Source organism: Undibacterium sp. Di27W (assembly GCF_049340345.1).
Lineage (GTDB): Bacteria > Pseudomonadota > Gammaproteobacteria > Burkholderiales > Burkholderiaceae_D > Undibacterium.
Window position 1 is genome coordinate 418,610 of sequence record NZ_JBMPOS010000001.1, and the last position, 18,462, is coordinate 437,071.

At 49.4% G+C, this 18,462-nt stretch carries 19 protein-coding genes and 1 riboswitch; of the genes, 7 read left to right on the forward strand and 12 right to left on the reverse strand.

All coding sequences use genetic code 11. The features are described from left to right. Positions 1-90: 90 nt before the first annotated feature. On the reverse strand, positions 91-2,220 hold the full coding sequence (locus ACO0LF_RS01830; protein WP_423011374.1) for a TonB-dependent siderophore receptor: 2,130 nt from the start codon (positions 2,218-2,220) through the stop codon (positions 91-93). Positions 2,221-2,277: 57 nt separating this feature from the next. After that, a riboswitch (TPP riboswitch) is annotated at positions 2,278-2,377 on the reverse strand. A 197-nt stretch (positions 2,378-2,574) separates the two neighbouring features. On the opposite strand from ACO0LF_RS01830, the gene ACO0LF_RS01835 reads away from it, so the two are divergent. Continuing rightward, positions 2,575-3,093, forward strand: a complete 519-nt coding sequence (locus ACO0LF_RS01835; protein ID WP_423011376.1) for a hypothetical protein — start codon at positions 2,575-2,577, stop codon at positions 3,091-3,093. Between the two features lie 54 nt (positions 3,094-3,147). On the opposite strand, the gene rarD is transcribed toward ACO0LF_RS01835, so the two are convergent. The 11 genes from rarD to ACO0LF_RS01890 all read right to left on the reverse strand — a co-directional run bounded on the left by rarD (position 3,148) and on the right by ACO0LF_RS01890 (position 10,691). After that, positions 3,148-4,044, reverse strand: a complete 897-nt coding sequence (gene rarD / locus ACO0LF_RS01840; protein ID WP_423011378.1) for an EamA family transporter RarD — start codon at positions 4,042-4,044, stop codon at positions 3,148-3,150. Positions 4,045-4,125: 81 nt separating this feature from the next. Beyond that, complete coding sequence (locus tag ACO0LF_RS01845) at positions 4,126-5,034, reverse strand: cobalamin-binding protein (protein ID WP_423011380.1); 909 nt, start codon at positions 5,032-5,034, stop codon at positions 4,126-4,128. Continuing rightward, on the reverse strand, positions 5,034-5,873 hold the full coding sequence (gene panC, locus ACO0LF_RS01850; protein WP_423011382.1) for a pantoate--beta-alanine ligase: 840 nt from the start codon (positions 5,871-5,873) through the stop codon (positions 5,034-5,036). The genes ACO0LF_RS01845 and panC overlap by 1 nt, the downstream gene beginning before the upstream one ends. A 40-nt stretch (positions 5,874-5,913) precedes the next feature. Continuing rightward, the gene (locus tag ACO0LF_RS01855; protein ID WP_423011384.1) at positions 5,914-6,771 is read right to left on the reverse strand and encodes a segregation and condensation protein A; all 858 of its coding nucleotides are present in this window, start codon (positions 6,769-6,771) and stop codon (positions 5,914-5,916) included. A 47-nt stretch (positions 6,772-6,818) separates the two neighbouring features. After that, the gene (locus ACO0LF_RS01860; RefSeq protein WP_423000824.1) at positions 6,819-7,028 is read right to left on the reverse strand and encodes a DUF3460 family protein; all 210 of its coding nucleotides are present in this window, start codon (positions 7,026-7,028) and stop codon (positions 6,819-6,821) included. Between the two features lie 106 nt (positions 7,029-7,134). Continuing rightward, positions 7,135-7,716, reverse strand: coding sequence for a TIGR00730 family Rossman fold protein (locus ACO0LF_RS01865; RefSeq protein ID WP_423011386.1), 582 nt, complete (start codon positions 7,714-7,716; stop codon positions 7,135-7,137). After that, a complete protein-coding gene (locus ACO0LF_RS01870; protein ID WP_423000828.1) occupies positions 7,713-8,384 on the reverse strand; it encodes a TetR/AcrR family transcriptional regulator in 672 nt (223 codons plus the stop codon). The genes ACO0LF_RS01865 and ACO0LF_RS01870 overlap by 4 nt, the downstream gene beginning before the upstream one ends. A 62-nt stretch (positions 8,385-8,446) precedes the next feature. Further along, positions 8,447-8,965 (reverse strand): RDD family protein, encoded by a 519-nt coding sequence (locus tag ACO0LF_RS01875; protein ID WP_423011388.1) that lies wholly within the window; start codon positions 8,963-8,965, stop codon positions 8,447-8,449. Positions 8,966-8,968: 3 nt separating this feature from the next. Further along, positions 8,969-9,703 carry a DUF3106 domain-containing protein gene (locus ACO0LF_RS01880; RefSeq protein ID WP_423011390.1) on the reverse strand — a complete coding sequence of 245 codons (735 nt, stop codon included), beginning with the start codon at positions 9,701-9,703 and terminating at the stop codon, positions 8,969-8,971. 2 nt (positions 9,704-9,705) lie between these two features. Beyond that, the gene (locus ACO0LF_RS01885; protein ID WP_423011392.1) at positions 9,706-10,122 is read right to left on the reverse strand and encodes a DUF3619 family protein; all 417 of its coding nucleotides are present in this window, start codon (positions 10,120-10,122) and stop codon (positions 9,706-9,708) included. Then, positions 10,119-10,691: an RNA polymerase sigma factor gene (locus tag ACO0LF_RS01890; RefSeq protein ID WP_423000836.1), complete on the reverse strand. Its 573-nt coding sequence runs from the start codon at positions 10,689-10,691 to the stop codon at positions 10,119-10,121. The genes ACO0LF_RS01885 and ACO0LF_RS01890 overlap by 4 nt, the downstream gene beginning before the upstream one ends. 529 nt (positions 10,692-11,220) lie before the next feature. On the opposite strand from ACO0LF_RS01890, the gene ACO0LF_RS01895 reads away from it, so the two are divergent. The 6 genes from ACO0LF_RS01895 to ACO0LF_RS01920 all read left to right on the forward strand — a co-directional run bounded on the left by ACO0LF_RS01895 (position 11,221) and on the right by ACO0LF_RS01920 (position 18,360). Further along, positions 11,221-12,936 (forward strand): acetolactate synthase 3 catalytic subunit, encoded by a 1,716-nt coding sequence (locus ACO0LF_RS01895; protein ID WP_423011394.1) that lies wholly within the window; start codon positions 11,221-11,223, stop codon positions 12,934-12,936. After that, positions 12,936-13,427, forward strand: a complete 492-nt coding sequence (gene ilvN, locus ACO0LF_RS01900) for an acetolactate synthase small subunit (protein ID WP_110253980.1) — start codon at positions 12,936-12,938, stop codon at positions 13,425-13,427. Before ACO0LF_RS01895 ends, ilvN begins: the two co-directional genes overlap by 1 nt. Positions 13,428-13,483: 56 nt before the next feature. Next, on the forward strand, positions 13,484-14,500 hold the full coding sequence (gene ilvC, locus ACO0LF_RS01905; protein ID WP_110253979.1) for a ketol-acid reductoisomerase: 1,017 nt from the start codon (positions 13,484-13,486) through the stop codon (positions 14,498-14,500). 504 nt (positions 14,501-15,004) lie between these two features. Further along, positions 15,005-15,442, forward strand: coding sequence for a hypothetical protein (locus tag ACO0LF_RS01910; RefSeq protein WP_423011396.1), 438 nt, complete (start codon positions 15,005-15,007; stop codon positions 15,440-15,442). 115 nt (positions 15,443-15,557) lie between these two features. Further along, positions 15,558-16,424 (forward strand): CDP-diacylglycerol--serine O-phosphatidyltransferase, encoded by an 867-nt coding sequence (gene pssA, locus ACO0LF_RS01915; protein WP_423011398.1) that lies wholly within the window; start codon positions 15,558-15,560, stop codon positions 16,422-16,424. 397 nt (positions 16,425-16,821) lie between these two features. Continuing rightward, positions 16,822-18,360, forward strand: coding sequence for a 2-isopropylmalate synthase (locus tag ACO0LF_RS01920; RefSeq protein ID WP_423011400.1), 1,539 nt, complete (start codon positions 16,822-16,824; stop codon positions 18,358-18,360). Positions 18,361-18,462: the final 102 nt, after the last annotated feature.

Genomic DNA, 18,462 nt, shown 5'->3' on the forward strand with positions numbered 1-18,462 from the left:
ATAAGTCATGCAGCAATCAGGATGTGCAGGTAGCAAAAAAAGACAGGTTTGAACCTGTCTTTTTTATGAAGTGAAGCTATCTGGCAGCTATCAGAAATCAAATTGTGCCGACACTTTATAAGTGCGCGGTGCGCCCGGGAATAAATAACCACCCAGGGATTGCGTCACGTCACGCCAGTAAAACTTGTCCAGCGCATTGTCGATATTAAAGCGCAGGGTAGTGGCTGTTGTACCGATCTGCGTCGCATAACGCGCACCCAGATTGACGACATGGTAGCCAGGCACAGTCACACTATTATCCGGGCTGAATGCCTTGCTGCTGGCATATTGCCAGCTTGCGTTGACATTCAAGCCTTTGACTTCCGCTACGGCATAATCGGTATAGACAGTAGATTTGAAGCGCGGCACGTTCATGACGCGCTTGTCGTCCAGGCTGCTGATCCCCGTGTTTTGTTGTTTGGCATCAAGGGCTGTCAGGCTGGCACCGAGGTTCAACTGTGGCGTGAGTTTGCCTTGAGCAGACAGTTCCAGTCCTGTGTGCAGTGCTTCACCATTGCTGACATAGGTATTGCTGCTATTGGTATATTCCAGCGGTTTTTTGATGCGGAAGATGGCGGCAGACAGGCTCAGGTCACGCTGCACATCTGCTTTCACACCAAATTCAATTTGCGTGGATTTACCAGGGTTTAGCATCTGGCTGGCGTTGCTGGTGCCGAAAGGGGCGATGCCGCCATGCTCCAGCCCCTGGGCAAAACTGCCATAGACAGAAACTTGCTGAGTCGGTTTAAATACCAGGGCTGCGGTGGACAGGAATTTGCTTTGGTCATAGCCAGGATTATCAAACTGAGTACGTGAGATATTCAAACGACGCAGGCCCAGATGCAGTTTCAGATTGTCTTGCAGGCTGATAATGTCTTGCACAAAGGCTGACCATTCCTTATCAGTGCGACGCAGAAAGACGGGGCCGGTTTTATTTGCTGATGGCATCACGCTGACAGGGCGGAACAAATTGCTGCTGCCTGCATAGTCATAGACATAGTCACCAAAATAATCCTTGCGTTGCGAATTGCTGATGCCAACAGCCAGTTCATGCTGCATGCCACCAGCGTTGAATTTGCCATTCAGCAGGGCTTGTGTGCCCCACAGTGATTTGGATTCATTGACGCTTTGGTAGTCATACACATCATAGTCACCATTCGCGCAATAACCAGGATACAGATTGGCCGCACCACAACCATAAGGGAAGGCAGTGTAGTCATCGCGCTTGAACTCATGTTTATTAGCGGCGACACTGGCGCGCCAGTCTGCGTTGATCTGGTATTCAAAACGCAGGCCCAGGTTGCTGTTGCGGGTATCGACAGGTTTGGCCCAGGGCTGGGCATTGAGCATCAGGTCAGCAGGGACGCCGCGTGGCAAATCAGTGCCATTGAATAATTGAAAACCGGGTACTGATAATTGTGATTTGTGCTGGTAGTCCGCATCGATTTGCAGCAGGGCTTGCGGTGTGATGTGCCAGTCAAATGCAGCAGAAACGAACTGGCGGTTACCGTCAGCGCCTTTGACATAAGAACGCAGGCGTTCACCTGCTGCATTGATGCGAAAGCCAAATTGCTTGTCGCTGGAATTGTCACTGATATCCGCCGCGCCATACACTGTGCCACGCTCGCTGATTTCAAATGTGGCAGAGCGAACGGCGTAGCTGGTGGGGCGTTTGGTCACATAATTGATGATGCCGCCTGGCGTAGCAAAGCCAGCCTGGAAGCCTGCGATACCCTTGAGGATTTCTATGCGTTCCTTGTTCTCCAGGGGGATGGCGGCATCCCCTGGTATGGCAAAGCCATCTTTGCGGTAGCTGCTGGCATTGTCGAGTGCAAAGCCGCGTATGGAGAATTGCTCGGCATAACCAATGGCGTTATAGGCATCATTGACACTGGCATCAAACTTCATGGCATCTGTGGTCTGACGTATGCGCAAATCCTGCATCTGCGCCGCACTGAAAGCATTCACCGAGTAAGGCGTATCTACCAGCGCGGTGTCAATAAAGCCAGTGACCTTGCTGCGCTCCACCTTGGGTTCAGTCACTTTGCTACCGGTAATGGTGACTTCTGGCAGCGCCTTGTCATTGCCAGTGTTGCTTTGCGCATTGGCAGATGACAGCAAGAGATAAGCTTGGGCGATGGAAAAGGCGATGATGCTGGGACGTATGGTGATGTTAGACATGGTGTGCTCTTATTGCGTTGTGGATGACAGCGCGGGAGCAAACAAAGAAGCAAGAACGACCGGGACTTTGCGCTTCCCTTCGCTGGCATTATCCAGATCAGGTAGAAGGGACTCTCTCACCCGGAAATTATTATTTCCAGGACCCCTAGCGTAGGCCACACTTTACCATGAAACGGCATGTCAAGGCTGACGTTGCATATAGGCCCGCAGTGAGGGCCGCTATTTCATTGAAGAAAAAACCAGTTTTTGTCATGGTTTTTATGAGTAGGGCTTGTATAATTAATAAATTGTACACTTGTCTGCCTGATCATTTTCTGCATTAACTGTCAATTCACTGATTGGACTTCTATGCTTATGTCTAAATTTCACTCCTGGGTTGTAATTTTTTGCCTGTTCCATGGCGCATCTGCATATGCGCAACAAGCTGCACCGGCAGCAGAATATTCCCTCAAACATGAGAGCTTGGAAACTGGCTCTCATATCCCGCGAAATGCAGTGACGAATGTCAGCGTACCGATCAATAAGCCTTATGCCGAGTTGAGCAACAAGGAGAAGGCCATCGTCCGCTCCATGTATGAGCACCTGGATGCAACTGATGAGCCGCCTTATCCATTGAAGGGTACAAAAGACATACTGAGGGTGATCATGAAAGCTCAGGACGTACTTCACCTGAAGGGGGATTTATCGGTCGTCGTTGAGGTCAATGCAGATGGGACGCCGAATGCTGTAGGCGTGTTGACATCCCCGGATGAACGCATGACAAAGATAGCGGCGATGGCTTTGATGGAAGAGCACTATAAACCAGCTCTGTGCAAAGGGGTTGCGTGCAAAATGCAATTTCCCGTGCGAGTCACATTAAGCACCAGTCATTAAATGACGGCTTTGCTATACCTGAAGGGTAGCTCGATTTTAGTCCTGCCCTTCAAATCAGGCAGATGGGTTGGCCTTGCTTTGAGATGACCTGAAGTTATTCCAAAGCCCTTCGCAAGAATAGACAATGAGTGCGGTCCATATAGCGATAAAGCCTGTCAATTTGTTGGAGTCGAAAGGCTCATGATAAAGCCAGACGCCTAACAGCAATTGCACCAGGGGCGAGATGTATTGCAGCAGTCCCAGTGTGGTCATGGGAATGCGTCTGGCGCCAGCGGCAAATAGCAACAAGGGGATGGCGGTAATGGGGCCGCTGATGAGTAGCAGCATCTTGATATCCACGCTGCTGGCGATGAAGCTGTTTTGCCCTTGCAAAGTCATCCAGCATAGCCAGCCACAGGCAAACGGAAAGAGCAGGGCGGTTTCCAGTGACAAGCCTTCCAGCGCACCTAATGCCGAGGTCTTGCGCAGCAAGCCGTAGGTGCCGAATGTCGTTGCCAGTATCAGGCCTATCCAGGGTAAGTGGCCGGTTTGTATGGTCAACCAGGCGACACCCGTTGCCGCCAGTGCCACCGACAACCATTGACCCGGCCGCAGCTTTTCGCGCAGCCAGACTGAACCTATAAGAATATTGACCAGAGGTGTGATGAAATAACCCAGGCTGGCATCAACGATGTGACCATGATTGACTGCCCAGATATACACAAACCAGTTGGCTGACAAAAGCAGGGCGCTAAGGGCAAAACCGGCAATCAATTTCGGTTGTTGTGCTGCATCCTTTACCCATGCCCATTGCTTGCGCCAGGCCAAAACACCTAGCAGAAATAACAGCGACCACAGCATGCGGTTCAGTAAAATTTCCAGTGCCGGGACGTCGTGCAGGGTTTTGAAATAGATAGGAAACAGGCCCCAGAGAAAATAAGCGGAGCCTGCAAACAAGATACCTTGGCGCATGAGTAGCAATCAACAATAAAGCTTGCAGCAGCAAGCAAGGCTATCATTATCGCTTGAAAAGAAATTGTTTGCTGCTTGGGTCTATTTGCTTCTTGCTGCGGCCAGATGCTTGCAAAGCGCCTCGGTGCCATCGAGTATGCGCGGTCCTGCGCGATTCAGCCAGTCGCCTTTGACTGCATAGAAATTATTTTTCTTCACAGCTGTCAGGGTGGGGAATTGCTTCCAGTCCGCCATATTGTCGATATTTTCGCCACTGCTGAGTATGACATCGGGGTTGACCGCCAGCACGGCTTCTGTGGTGATGGTAGAGCTCAGGTCTTTGAGTTGACCAAATACATTCCTGCCACCACAAAGACGTATGGAATCAGACACCATATGGGTATCATTGATGGTCATCAATGGTCTGCGTATCATTTGATAAAACACACTGACCGGTGTCACAGAAGCGGGCAATTGATAAGTCTTGCGCAGATTGTCGAGACGCTGCCTGAACTTTTGTGCATTGGCTTTGCCTGTATTGTCAGTGCCAGCCAGTGTCGCCAGCCTCTCTATCGAGGTCGCCACCATTTCAAAATTATGGGGCTCGCTTTCAAAGACGGTGATGTGATTGCTGCGTAATTTATTGGCCAAGATTTTTGCATTGCCAGTGCCCCATACGATGACCAGGTCAGGTTTGAGGGCAAGCAGGCGTTCCAGGTCCAGAGCGAAAATATTCCCTATGGATGGCAGTTTTTTTGCTGCTTCCGGGTAGTCGCTATAATCAGTAACGGCAATGATATTGTTGGCGGCACCGGCCTCAAACAGCATCTCCGTAATATGTGGCGCCAGGCTGACGATGCGTTGCGCAGGTTTATCTACGGTGACCTGGCGTTGCGCATCATCCAGCACGGTGATGGATGCAAACGCAGTGGTGGATGCAAGGCAGGTCGCCAACACAGTGCTGCCTGCTACCAATTTGACTGTGGATTGCAGTGCTTGTAACAAGCGCATCAGATTTCCAGATTGTCGATCAGGCGTGTGCCGCCCAGTTTGGCAGCGGCGACTACAACCAGTGGAGATTGCTGGGCAATATCCCCGGCAGATGGTGGCTGCAGGTCGCAGCGTTTGCGTATCGAGATGTAATCTGGTTTCCAGTTGCGTGTAGCCAGTTTTGCCATGGCTTGACGTTCAAGTTCAAACATATCCAGATGACCACCGCGCACTTCTGCCGCGACTTCATTCAATACTTTGTACAGGGCAGGTGCTTCGGCACGCTCTTCTGGCGACAGATACATATTACGAGAAGACAGGGCAAGGCCATCTTCTGCGCGGAAAGTTTCTGCGGCGATGATTTCAGTTGGCAAGGCAAATTGTTTGCTCATATTGCGTACTATCATGAGCTGCTGATAATCTTTTTTGCCGAACACGGCGACGCGTGGCTGCACGCAAGAGAACAGCTTCAGAACAACGGTAGTGACGCCGGTGAAAAAACCAGGGCGGAATTCACCCTCAAGTATATTGCCCAGGTCATCTGGTGGGCGCACGCGGTATTCTTGCGGTTCTGGATACAAGTCTTTTTCAGTGGGGGCAAACAAGACATATACACCTTCTTTTTCCAGCTTCTCTACGTCAGCCTGGAAAGTGCGTGGATATTTATCGAAATCTTCATTCGGGCCAAACTGCAGGCGATTCACGAAAATTGAGGCGACCACCGGGTCACCATGTTTTTTTGCCAGCCGCATCAGGGATAAATGCCCTTCATGCAAATTGCCCATGGTAGGTACAAATGCAGTACGCAATTGTCCACTCAGTTGGTCGCGCAATTCTTCAATGGAGGAAATGATTTTCATGTTACGGCTCTATAGTGAGGAGTAGTTTTATTCAATGCGATCAGGCAGCTGAATAGGCCAGGCGCACATAGATAGGTGCGAAGGCTTCAGCCTGGGTGATTTCTATCAGGGTTTCTTTGGCCAGCTCAAGCAGGGCAACAAAATTCACTACCAGTACCGGCGCCCCGCGGCTGATATCAAACAGGTCGGAAAATTCTACAAATTTGGAAGATTGCAGCTTGCGCAAAATACCAGTCATATGTGCACGCACCGAGAGTTCTTCGCGGCTGATTTTGTGGTGAGCCACCAGTGTGGCGCGTTTCAGTACGTCGGCCCAGGCGGATTGCAGGTCGGCGATATCGACATGTGGCCAATGCAGCACGGTGTTTTGTTCTACAAAAACCTGGGCGTGCAAGAAGTCGCGACCCAGTTGCGGCACTGCATTCAAGTCGTAAGCGGCCAGCTTCATTTGCTCGTATTCAAGCAGACGGCGCACCAGCTCTGCGCGCGGGTCATCGGCTTCTTCGCTGTCTTTGTTTTTATTCGACGGCAGTAACATGCGTGACTTGATTTCTATCAGCATGGCCGCCATCAGCAAATATTCAGCTGCCAGCTCCAGATTGTGTTTGCGTATCTGCTCGACATACTGCAAATATTGCAGCGTGACTTGCGCCATCGGGATGTCGAGGATATTGAAGTTTTGCTTGCGTATCAGATAAAGCAGCAAGTCCAGCGGGCCTTCAAATGCTTCCAGGAATACTTCCAGCGCATCAGGCGGGATATACAGATCATTTGGCAGTTTGAACAAAGGCTCGCCATATAGTTTGGCAAACGCCAAACCGTCGACCACATCAGGTGTGCTGTCGACTGCGCCAACCAGAGGTAAATCGCTTGGCGTTAAAGCAGTTGTGGTAGTCACAAGCTTTTCGGATTATTGCTATATAGCTGGGTATCAAGCGGGCTTAATCAGCCCTTGTTTTGATACACGTAAGCTTGCTGATTGATGCGTGATTCCTCAGTGCGCTTTTGCGTATCCAGATCAATCGCCTGCTTGTCCCACAGCAGAGCACGGCCATCACGCTGGCTTTGTTCCAGCGCTGGGTTGGCTTTTTTCAAGTCTTTGATGAAGTTGGTTGCTTCGGATTCGTACAGCGAGAATTGCTTGGAGAATTTCATAATTTGAAATAAACACAAAAAGTCAGATGAAGCCGCATTTTACTCTGCTTTTGACCTGACTATGGTGTTTTGCCCCTGGAGTAAAGATTCAATTGCGCCAATAAAATCAAAGATCTTTGACTTCCAGCCACTTTTTGACATGTTTGGGGCGATACTCAGCAAATTTTTGCAATAGCTGAGCCGGATCTGTTTCTATATAGAGTAAATCCAGATGGGCAGGGCGCAAGAAACCTTGCTCTACCGTATGCAACAGAAAATCATGCAATTTTTGGTAAAAATGATTGGTATTATATAAACCGATTGGCTTTTCATGAAAACCCAGTTGTGACCAGGTCAGGACTTCAAACAGTTCTTCCAGCGTACCTATGCCACCTGGCATGGCGATAAAGGCATCAGACAAGTCGGCCATCATGGCTTTGCGTTCATGCATATTGGCAACAATGTGCAGTTTGCTCAAGCCGGTATGACCAACTTCCTTATCCATCAATGCTTGTGGTATTACCCCGGTGACTTGCCCGCCCAGACGCAGGACTTCATCGGCGATAATGCCCATCAAGCCTACATTGCCACCGCCATACACCAGCCCCAGGTCTTGCCTGACCAGTTCGGCTGCCAATTGGCGAGCAGCAATGGCATAGCCTTCCGTGATGCCGGGGGAGGAGCCGCAATAAACGCAAATCTTCTTCATGTGGGATTCATTTTGCGCAAATAGTCTTGCGACAGTTTCTCGAAGACATTCTTGGTTTCACCACGCAGGTAAGGGCTGATCAGGACGATGACTTGATAGCAGCCACGTGCGAGCGACTCAGACATGGTTTGCAATTCTGTATATTTGCGTGGATTGCGCACATATTCATAGGATAACCAGTAAGTCGCGACCACCACCATATTGGTGGCCAGGGCATCAATATCGATATCGCTGGCTTCAAACTCGCCGTCGGCACGCAGGCCGGTGCAAAGTCCGGTCGCCACCTTGATCTTGTGCGTCAATATTTCTTTGAAATTGAGTTCCAGTTTGCGATTCCTGGAGAGCAAGTCATTCAGGTCGCGGTAGAAAAAGCGGTAACGCCAGACCAGTTCAAATGTCAGGTGCAGATAAGTCCAGATATCCTGAATATTGGCTTTGCGCCCTTCAGGGAAGGCCAGTTTCTTATTAATCTCTGCCTCAAACTGGACAAAGATAGAGTTAACGATATCGTCTTTGTTGCGGAAATGATAATAGAGGTTGCCGGGGGAAATATTCATTTCCTCCGCGATCACAGTCGTGGTGATATTCGGTTCGCCGAACTCATTGAAAAGGCGCAGGGATAGTTCTAGTATGCGTTCCCTGGTGCGACGAGGAGCTTTGTGTTGCATGTCATTCTTCTCGATAAATTATTTCATAAGAATAACATTGAAAGCCCAACATCAAAAGAGTATCAGGCGCTGGACTGCGCTTTCAGTTCATTTTCCGAAGGAATGTGGATCAATCTCGTCTTTGCCAGTCTGTCATGCAAGAACTGACCGTCTTTGCTCATCCGTGCTGTATAAGCCCAGGCCAGCATACCGATCAGAACTACGCCTGCCATTGTCCATTCTTTCAGGTTTAATTGGTAAACCAAGCCCATGGCGGGTAAAAACCACATCCAGGCCAGACAATAGCGAACTATGGCTTTAGCGACAGGCAATTTGCCACCATCCAGATCGGTCACTTTGATACGCCAGGTTTGCATGGCCAGGGTCTGGCCGCTGCGACTCCAGCAAAACACAAAATAGGCGCCAATCACCAGGAATAGCCAAAACTGGCGTGCATGACGCAACATCAGGGCATGCCTGCTTTGCGTAATAACATCAAACAAAAAGTCGGAGACAAAGACGATGCCAAACAAGAGCATGGCTTCATACACCATGCAAATGAGGCGGCGACGTATAGCCGGAGCAGTCAGATCAGAATTCACAGATTACTTGCCCGGTCCTTGGGGTGCGGAGCTGCTTGCCGATGCGGAGTCGGCCGCACTGGATGCGGGAGCAGCATTACCTGCGGGTGAGGGGATGGCTGTTGAAGCAGGCGCGGCAGTGACGGCGGCGGCAGGAGTCACCACCTTGACAGCTGGCAGAGTCGGACTTGGGCTCGTTGCAGGCTTGGGGCCGACTTTGATGGGTGCCAGGATTTTTGGATTCTTGACAGAATCAGAGGACAGATTCGTCACACTTTTCTTTTTTTGATTCTCATCAGCCAGGCGTTTTTTTTCTTCTTCGCTCAACTGTTGGTATTGTTGCCACTGTGCAGATTTATGCTCAGGTTTGAGTTGTGTTGATTTTGCGTAATTTTCACGGGCAGCCATGCGTTGCTCGGGTGTCAATTTGACCCAGTCACGCATGCGCTCCTGCAATCTGGCTTGTTCATCCGGCTTCATGCTTGCGTAGCGATTGGCAATTTCCAGCCATTTTTTCTTACCCAGTTCGGACATTTTGTCCCATTCCGGGCTGAGTGGTGCCAAAGCCTGTTTTTGTGCAGGGCTAAGTTCGGTCCACAAGGGTTTGCTCAGCGTACTGCCACCCAGCAAACCGGTAGCAGGCTTACTGTTGGTCTGTGCAGTGGACGCAGGAACAGAAATACCGCCAGCCAAAGCCAGCGGTATTGCAAGAGAAATAATAACAAGACAGATAGATTTCGGTATTGACGCTAACCTCACTACTACTCCTCGGTTTTGTTCAAATAAGCACTGAACCCGGTGTCGACATAAGCGGCTGGCGGCAATTCATCTACCAGAACGGCAGTGTCGATATCTGCCAGTTCATTGATGTTTTGCTGTTGTTCGTATTCGTAAATACCCAACAAGCCAACAACCAGGACCAATAAAGGCAATGCCAGGCCCAGTTTGCCCATCCAGGAGCCTGGGCCCTGGAAAGAAAAGCCAGAATTACCGGCAAATGCGCCTTTTAATACTTGTACAGCTACAGGTGCTTCATGTTTCTTGCGCGTCAAAGCCAGTTTGCGCGCCTGCGCCAGCCTGTCCAGGGTGGGGGCAGGCAGGCTTTCCGCTGACTCATTCAGCGCTCTTCTTACCTTGTAAGCAAACTCAAGGTCTTTCGCTTCTTTTGAATAGTTCATAGGTGAATTCCTTTAGCCTTGAGCGTGACAGCTAATGCGTGTGTCGCCCGGGAACAGTGTGTTTTAACGCTACCCTCGGAACAACCCATTGCAGCGGCGGTTTCCGCTACATCCATGTCTTCCCAATAACGCATGAGGAAGGCTTCCCGTTGACGTGCTGGAAGTTTTTTTATTTCTTCGTCAATTATATTGAGAACTTGCTCACGTTCTATCTTGTCGGCACTGGATTCTGATGCTTCCGTGCCATCTTCTGCAGCGTAACTTTCCAATAAGTCAAAATTATCATCATCTTGATTATTGGAAGGTGTAATGCTGGAAAACAAGCTGACCCAGGTATTTCTGACCTTTTCACGGCGAAAAAAATCCAGAATGGTATTTTGCAATATGCGCTGAAACAGCATGGGCAATTCTGCCGCTGGCTTGTCACCATATTTTTCGGCGAGCTTGATCATTGCTTCCTGGACGATGTCCAGAGCAGATTCTTCATTTCTTACGGTATAGACAGCATGTTTAAAGGCGCGACGCTCTACACCTTCCAAAAAGCTGGATAATTCTTTGTCTGTGGCCATTGTTGGCAGTTACGCGCTTTACGTGGTTTATAGCAGGTTCGGCTTCTTCTTTAACTTTTCAAGGGAGCTGACCATGCAAAATTGCGCACATGCTAGCAAAAATACGTGCTTATGTCCTGAATTTTGTGATTTCTTGTCATTCACTAACATTTTAAAGCTAAATAAGTTTCTTTTCTTATAGAATTTTCCTTGACCAAATTGCTGCGACGCAGTACTGTTTGAGTCCGCTCCAAAATCTCGGAGCACAAAATACTTGTCTGGAACGGCTCACAATGCTGTCGCCGACAAGTTCGCTTTAAGAAGCTGTTTGTTCTGACCCATGCCACAAGCGTGAGAAGTCTGTCCTTGTAAAAGCCTTAATACTGATTGAACGAGTGCACTAAGCCTTGCCTGGCACCATATCCAACGGATGTGTAAAGGGGAATGTGACCGCACATAAAGGGATCTCAGCTTTCCGGTATTTACATGTCGATTTCGCCAGGAAAGAACATCCGATCAATCTCCTATGGACCTTGAAAGGACACAATTTATGAGTTCAGAATTTACAGGCGCAGAGATACTTGTCAAGTGTCTTGCCGAAGAGGGTGTTGAGCATGTATTCGGATATCCGGGTGGTGCCGTACTCTATATCTATGATGCAATCTTCAATCAGGACAAGTTTCAACACATCCTGGTGCGTCATGAGCAGGCTGCAGTACATGCTGCCGATGCTTATTCCCGTTCCTCCAATAAAGTAGGCGTGGCCCTGGTCACTTCCGGACCTGGCGTTACCAATGCGGTAACCGGGCTGGCAACTGCTTATATGGATTCGATTCCCATGGTCATTATTTCAGGACAGGTTCCCAGTGCCGTTATCGGCCAGGATGCTTTCCAGGAATGTGATACCGTTGGCATTACCCGTCCTTGCGTCAAGCATAATTTTTTGGTGAAAGACGTCAGGGATCTGGCCGAGACCGTCAAGAAAGCATTCTATATAGCGACGACAGGTCGTCCTGGTCCTGTGCTGGTCGATATCCCCAAGGATATCAGCATGCACAAAACTACCTATAGCTACCCTAAAGAAGTCGAAATGCGCTCTTACAAGCCAGTCGACAAGGGGCATGCAGGACAAATTCGCAAGGCTGTGCAACTGCTGTTGCAGGCTGAACGTCCCATGATTTACACCGGTGGCGGCGTGATACTCGCGCATGCTGCACCAGAGCTGAACAAGCTGGTCGATTTACTCGGCTTCCCATGTACCAATACCCTGATGGGCTTGGGTGCTTATCGTGCCAGCGATGAAAAATTCCTTGGCATGCCAGGCATGCATGGTACTTACGAAGCCAATATGGCCATGCAGCACTGTGATGTGCTGATTGCCATTGGTGCTCGTTTTGATGACCGCGTGATCGGCAATCCCAAACATTTTTCTTCACATCCACGCAAGATCATTCATATTGATATTGATCCTTCGTCGATTTCCAAGCGCGTCAAGGTTGATATTCCTATCGTAGGTAATGTCAAAGACGTCTTGCAGGAAATGCTGTCACAACTGAGTGCGGTTGAGACACGTCCTAATCCCAAGGCGCTGGCTACCTGGTGGAAGCAGGTTAATGAATGGCGTGGCCGTGAATGTCTGAAATACCCGACTTCCACCGAAGTCATCAAACCACAGTCTGTGGTTGAAAAAGTCTGGGAAGTCACCAAGGGCGATGCCTTTGTCACCTCTGACGTAGGCCAGCATCAGATGTGGGCCGCGCAATACTACCGCTTTGATAAGCCACGTCGCTGGATTAATTCTGGTGGCCTGGGCACTATGGGGGTAGGTTTGCCGTACGCCATGGGTGTGCAGATGGCTAACCCGGATGCGACTGTGGCCTGTATCACTGGCGAAGCCTCGATACAGATGTGCATACAAGAGCTGGCAACCTGCAAGCAATATCACCTGACGCCAAAAATCATTTTGTTGAACAACCGCTTCCTTGGCATGGTCAGGCAGTGGCAGCAAATCGATTATGGTTCACGCTATTCCGAGTCTTACATGGACTCTCTGCCTGACTTTACCAAGCTGGTGGAAGCCTATGGTCACGTCGGCATGAAGATAGAAAACCCGGCAGACGTCGATGGCGCAGTGCGTGAAGCCTTTGCCATGAAAGACAGGCTGGTATTCATGAACTTCATTACTGATCAAACCGAGAATGTCTGGCCTATGGTCAAGGCAGGCAAGGGCTTGACTGAAATGTTGCTTGGTTCGGAGGATCTGTAATGAGACATATTATTTCCATCCTTCTTGAGAATGAAGCCGGTGCCTTGTCCCGTGTGGTTGGTCTGTTTTCCGCCCGCGGCTATAACATTGAAACCCTGACGGTGGCACCGACCGAAGACCCGACGCTGTCGCGTATGACTATCGTGACCTCTGGTTCTGACGACATCATCGAACAGATCACCAAACATTTGAACCGCCTGATTGAGGTAGTCAAAGTGGTTGATCTGACCGAAGGCGCGCATATAGAACGCGAACTGATGCTGATCAAGGTAAGAGCGGTCGGCAAGGAGCGCGAAGAAATGAAGCGCACCGCAGATATTTTCCGTGGCCGCATCATTGATGTCACCGAAAAGACCTACACCATAGAATTGACCGGTAATAAAGGTAAATTGGATGCTTTCATCGATTCCATAGACCGCACGGCAATTCTGGAAACGGTACGTACCGGTGGTTCAGGCATAGGACGCGGCGAACGCATCCTCAAGGTTTAATATAGTTTCAGGCATACGCCATCCCTTACAAAAATACTTAATTATTAGGATACAAAATGAAAGTTTTCTACGACAAAGATTGTGATCTCTCCCTGATCAAAGGCAAAAACGTTGCTATCATCGGCTACGGTTCTCAAGGTCATGCACACGCACAGAACTTGAATGATTCCGGCTGTAAAGTCACTGTCGCCCTCCGTAAAGGCGGCGCTTCATGGGACAAGGCAAAAAATGCCGGTCTGAACGTGGCTGAAGTGAACGACGCAGTTAAAGCTGCTGACGTCATCATGATTTTGCTGCCAGATGAAAACATCGCCCAGGTTTACGCAGAAAACGTTGCACCTCACGCCAAACAAGGTGCAGTGCTGGCATTCGCCCACGGCTTCAATGTCCATTACGGTCAAGTTGTGCCACGCGCCGATCTGGACGTCATCATGATCGCTCCTAAGGCACCTGGCCACACTGTACGTGGTACTTATAGCCAGGGCGGCGGCGTGCCTCACCTGATCGCTGTATATCAGGATAAATCTGGCTCTGCCCGCGACATCGCCTTGTCTTACGCGATGGCTAATGGTGGTGGCCGTGCCGGCATCATCGAAACCAACTTCCGTGAAGAAACAGAAACTGATTTGTTTGGTGAACAAGCGGTTCTGTGCGGTGGCGCGGTTGAGCTCATCAAAGCTGGCTTCGAAACTCTGGTTGAAGCTGGTTATGCGCCAGAAATGGCTTACTTCGAATGTCTGCATGAATTGAAACTCATCGTTGACCTGATCTATGAAGGCGGTATCGCCAACATGAATTACTCGATCTCCAACAATGCAGAATATGGCGAATATGTGACTGGCCCTAAAGTCGTCACAGAAGACACTAAAAACGCCATGCGCCAATGCCTGAAAGATATTCAGACTGGTGAATACGCGAAGAGTTTCATCCTGGAAAACAAAGCCGGTGCACCGACTTTGATCTCCCGCCGCCGTTTGACTTCTGAGCATCAAATCGAAGAAGTTGGTGCGAAATTGCGTGCCATGATGCCTTGGATCGCGAAGAACAAACTGGTTGATCAAAGCAAGAACTAATTACTGAGATCGCCGGGCATCATCCAGCGTGCGCTCATAGGCGCACGCAGCTCGAAGGCTAAAAGTCGTCCATTAGGACGACTTTTTTTACGCCTTCAAGTGCACTTGGATTGCTAAAAACAAACTGGTTGATCAAAGCAAAAACTAATTTTTAAGATCGCCGGGCATCATCCAGCGTGCGCTCATAGGCGCGCGCAGCTCGAAGGCTAAAAATCGCCCGCAGGGGCGATTTTTTTACGCCTTCAAGTGCACTTGGATTGCAAAAAACAAACTGTTTGATCAAAGCAAAAACTAATTGCTGAGATCGCTGGGCATCATCCAGCGAGCGCTCGTAGGTGCATGCAGCTCGAAGATGTATGAAATTAGCAGACTGAAAGCCGTCCACTTTGGGCGGCTTTTGTTTTTTGTAGATTGCTACTTAATGTTGCGGCCCCTTGAAGTTTTCCTCGTTCTCAATAGGGATGGATTAGAATCTGGAAAAGAAGATGAAATCAGGTGGTGTTCATGGATCTGCAAATCGAAAGCGCGTTTCCACCTCACGGTCGATTCAAGATCTATCTTGAAGGCCGGATTTTGGTGACGGAAGTGCTGGGCCCGTGGAATGTTGAGCTGGTACGTCAGTGGGGTGCGGCAGTGCGTCCCTATTCGCTGCAATTGATGCATGGTGGCCCCTGGGCTGGGCTGGCTATTATCAAGGAATCCATGCTTGGTACGCCCGAAGGTATGGAGGAGCTGGGGCGTATTACGGCGAACGGGGTGGCTACTTTTGCATGTATTGCCAATGTCGTCGCTGCTGCCCCCGGTGTTGCCGGACGTGGTGTTGTTGAGTCTGCATTTAAACGTATTTATGAAGGAGTTTGTGCATATGCCTTCTTTGATGAGGCGGATGAGGCCAGGCAATGGCTGCGTGTGTTGCTGTATGAACGGGCTGACAAGAGTTAGAAAGTCGCTTTGCTTGTAGCATTAACATTGTTTTCATCAAGGGTAATCGGCGTTATACTTCGCCCACTTTTCATATCTTACTCATGTAATCTGGGTAATTTTTTATAGATCACGAATGGCACCGACACAAAGACGTAAGCCCAAAGGTAGTTTTAAGCTCTTCCCCAAGGGCCTGCGTAAAAATACGCAGGCAAGTGCGCAAGCAGATGGTTTGCATGTGCCAGCCAAGCCGCGGCGTGGCATTTATCTTTTGCCCAATGCCTTTACAACTGCAGCCTTGTTCTGTGGTTTTTATGCAATCGTCATGGCCATGAACCAGCGTTTTGACCAGTCTGCCCTGGCAATATTTGTTGCCATGGTATTGGATGGCCTGGATGGCCGTGTAGCGCGCATGACCAATACCCAGAGTGAATTTGGGGCGCAATACGATAGTTTGTCAGACATGATCTCTTTCGGCGCAGCTCCGGCACTCGTGGCTTATGAATGGTCGCTGAAGGGTATGAACAAGCTCGGCTGGCTGGCCGCTTTTGTGTATTGTGCCGGGGCTGCTTTGCGCCTGGCGCGCTTTAATACCAATATAGGCGTGGTCGACAAACGTTATTTCCAGGGCTTGCCCAGCCCCGCAGCGGCAGCATTGGTTGCTGGCTTTATATTGTTGATGGAAGACTTGCATTTCCCTGGACGTGACCTGAGCTGGAGTACCTGGAGCATCACCTTGTTCGCTGGTTTGACGATGGTGACCAATGTGCCTTTCTATAGTTTCAAAGACGTGAATCTGCGTCGTTCAGTGCCATTCATTGCACCTTTCCTTATCGTGCTGGCTTATGTGGCTGTGGTCAGTGATCCACCCAAGGTCTTGTTTGGTTTGTTTGTCCTGTATGGCTTGTCTGGCTATGCCGTCCTGCTGTGGCGCTGGCGCAAAGGCAGGCCAGTCAGTATCGTGCAGACCAGCGTTGATGATCATCACCATGATGATAAATAAGCTCGCATCAAAACTCGTAATTCCAGATTAAATTCGGTGTTTTTCAAGAAAAGTCGCAATACGAAAAATGTATCGCGGCTTTTTTGCTTTTCTGCCTCATAAAAACAGGATTTTCCTGCTATAAATTCTTGCACTTTTCTGCCTTTGCGCTTATAGTCTTTTGCATGAAATCTATATCCACATCAATAGCAAAAAACACTATGGCAGGCCTGTCTGGTCTGCTATCGCTATTGCTGGCATCTCTACTAGCGTTCACGCGCTAAATCCCCCTATACCCACAATTTGAGTAGTCTCGCCACCCATGTGCGTCTTGCAAGGGTAGGCCGGAGAATATTCACAGTTTGCAGTTTTTACACCTACAACATTTCAAACTTCAATTTATATCAGGAGCAATAGCATGGCCGACAAACTCATCATATTCGACACAACCTTGCGCGATGGCGAACAATCACCCGGTGCGTCTATGACCAAGGATGAAAAAATCCGTATTGCCAAGCAACTGGAAAGAATGAAGGTTGATGTGATTGAGGCAGGTTTTGCTGCAGCCTCGCCGGGTGACTTTGAATCTATCAAGGCGATTGCTTCCATCATCAAGGATTCGACGATTTGCTCGCTATCGCGCGCCAATGACCGTGATATTGCCCGTGCCGCAGAAGCCTTGCAGGCCGCCCAGCGCAAGCGTATTCATACGTTTATCGCGACTTCTCCCTTGCACATGGAAAAGAAATTGCGCATGACGCCGGATCAGGTATTGGAGCAAGCCATACAAGCTGTGCGCTATGCCCGCAACTTTACTGACGATGTTGAGTTCAGTCCTGAAGATGGTAGCCGTTCAGATATGGATTTCTTGTGCCGCGTGCTTGAAGCAGTCATTAAAGAAGGTGCAACCACGATTAACTTTGCCGACACCGTTGGTTATGCCGTACCTGAGCTGTACGGCAATATGCTGAAGTCCCTGCGTGAGCGCATCCCGAATTCAGATAAGGCAGTCTGGTCCGTGCATTGCCACAATGACTTGGGTATGGCCGTTGCCAATTCCCTGGCTGGCGTCATGATAGGCGGTGCACGCCAGATTGAATGTACCATCAATGGCCTGGGTGAGCGTGCAGGTAATACGGCACTCGAAGAAATCGTCATGGCGGTGCGTACACGTAAAGATTATTTCGATTTACAACTGGGTATAGATATCAGCCAGATCGTCCCTGCATCCAAGCTGGTGTCGCAAATCACAGGCTTTGCCGTGCAACCGAATAAAGCTGTTGTTGGCGCAAATGCCTTTGCCCATGCATCGGGTATCCATCAAGACGGTATTTTGAAGGCGCGTGATACTTACGAAATCATGCGTGCGGAAGACGTAGGCTGGAGCGCCAACAAGCTGGTCTTGGGTAAATTGTCTGGCCGCAATGCCTTCAAGCAGCGTCTGGAAGAGTTGGGAATCTCGCTGGAATCAGAAACTGAAGTCAATGCGGCTTTTGCTCGCTTCAAGGAATTGGCAGACAGGAAGTCTGAAATATTTGACGAAGATATTCTTGCCCTGGTCTCTGACGAAGAATATGCACATAACAATGATGCCTTCCATTATGTGTCCTTGTCCCAACGTTCAGAAACGGGTGAGCTGCCGTATGCCAAAGTCGTATTTACTTCTGAAGGCAAAGAAGTGACATGCGAAGGCAATGGCAATGGCCCGGTAGATGCTATCGTGAATGCCATCGACTCCAAGGTGCAGAGTGGGGCAGAGCTGCTGTTGTTCTCGGTGAATGCGATTACTACTGGTACGCAGTCGCAGGGGGAGGTGACTATGCGTTTGTCCAAGGCTGGTCGCATCGTCAACGGCGTTGGCGCTGATCCTGATATCGTTGTTGCTTCGGCGAAAGCTTATTTGTCTGCATTAAATAAATTGCAATCAAAAACCGAGAAGCTGAATCCACAGATTTAAGCCCGGATTTGATTCTGGCTAAAAACGGTGTTATAGTCACGCGTTCTGTCATTCCGGCGGAATTGTTATGTCACGATAATGATGGTTTGTATAGTTAATATG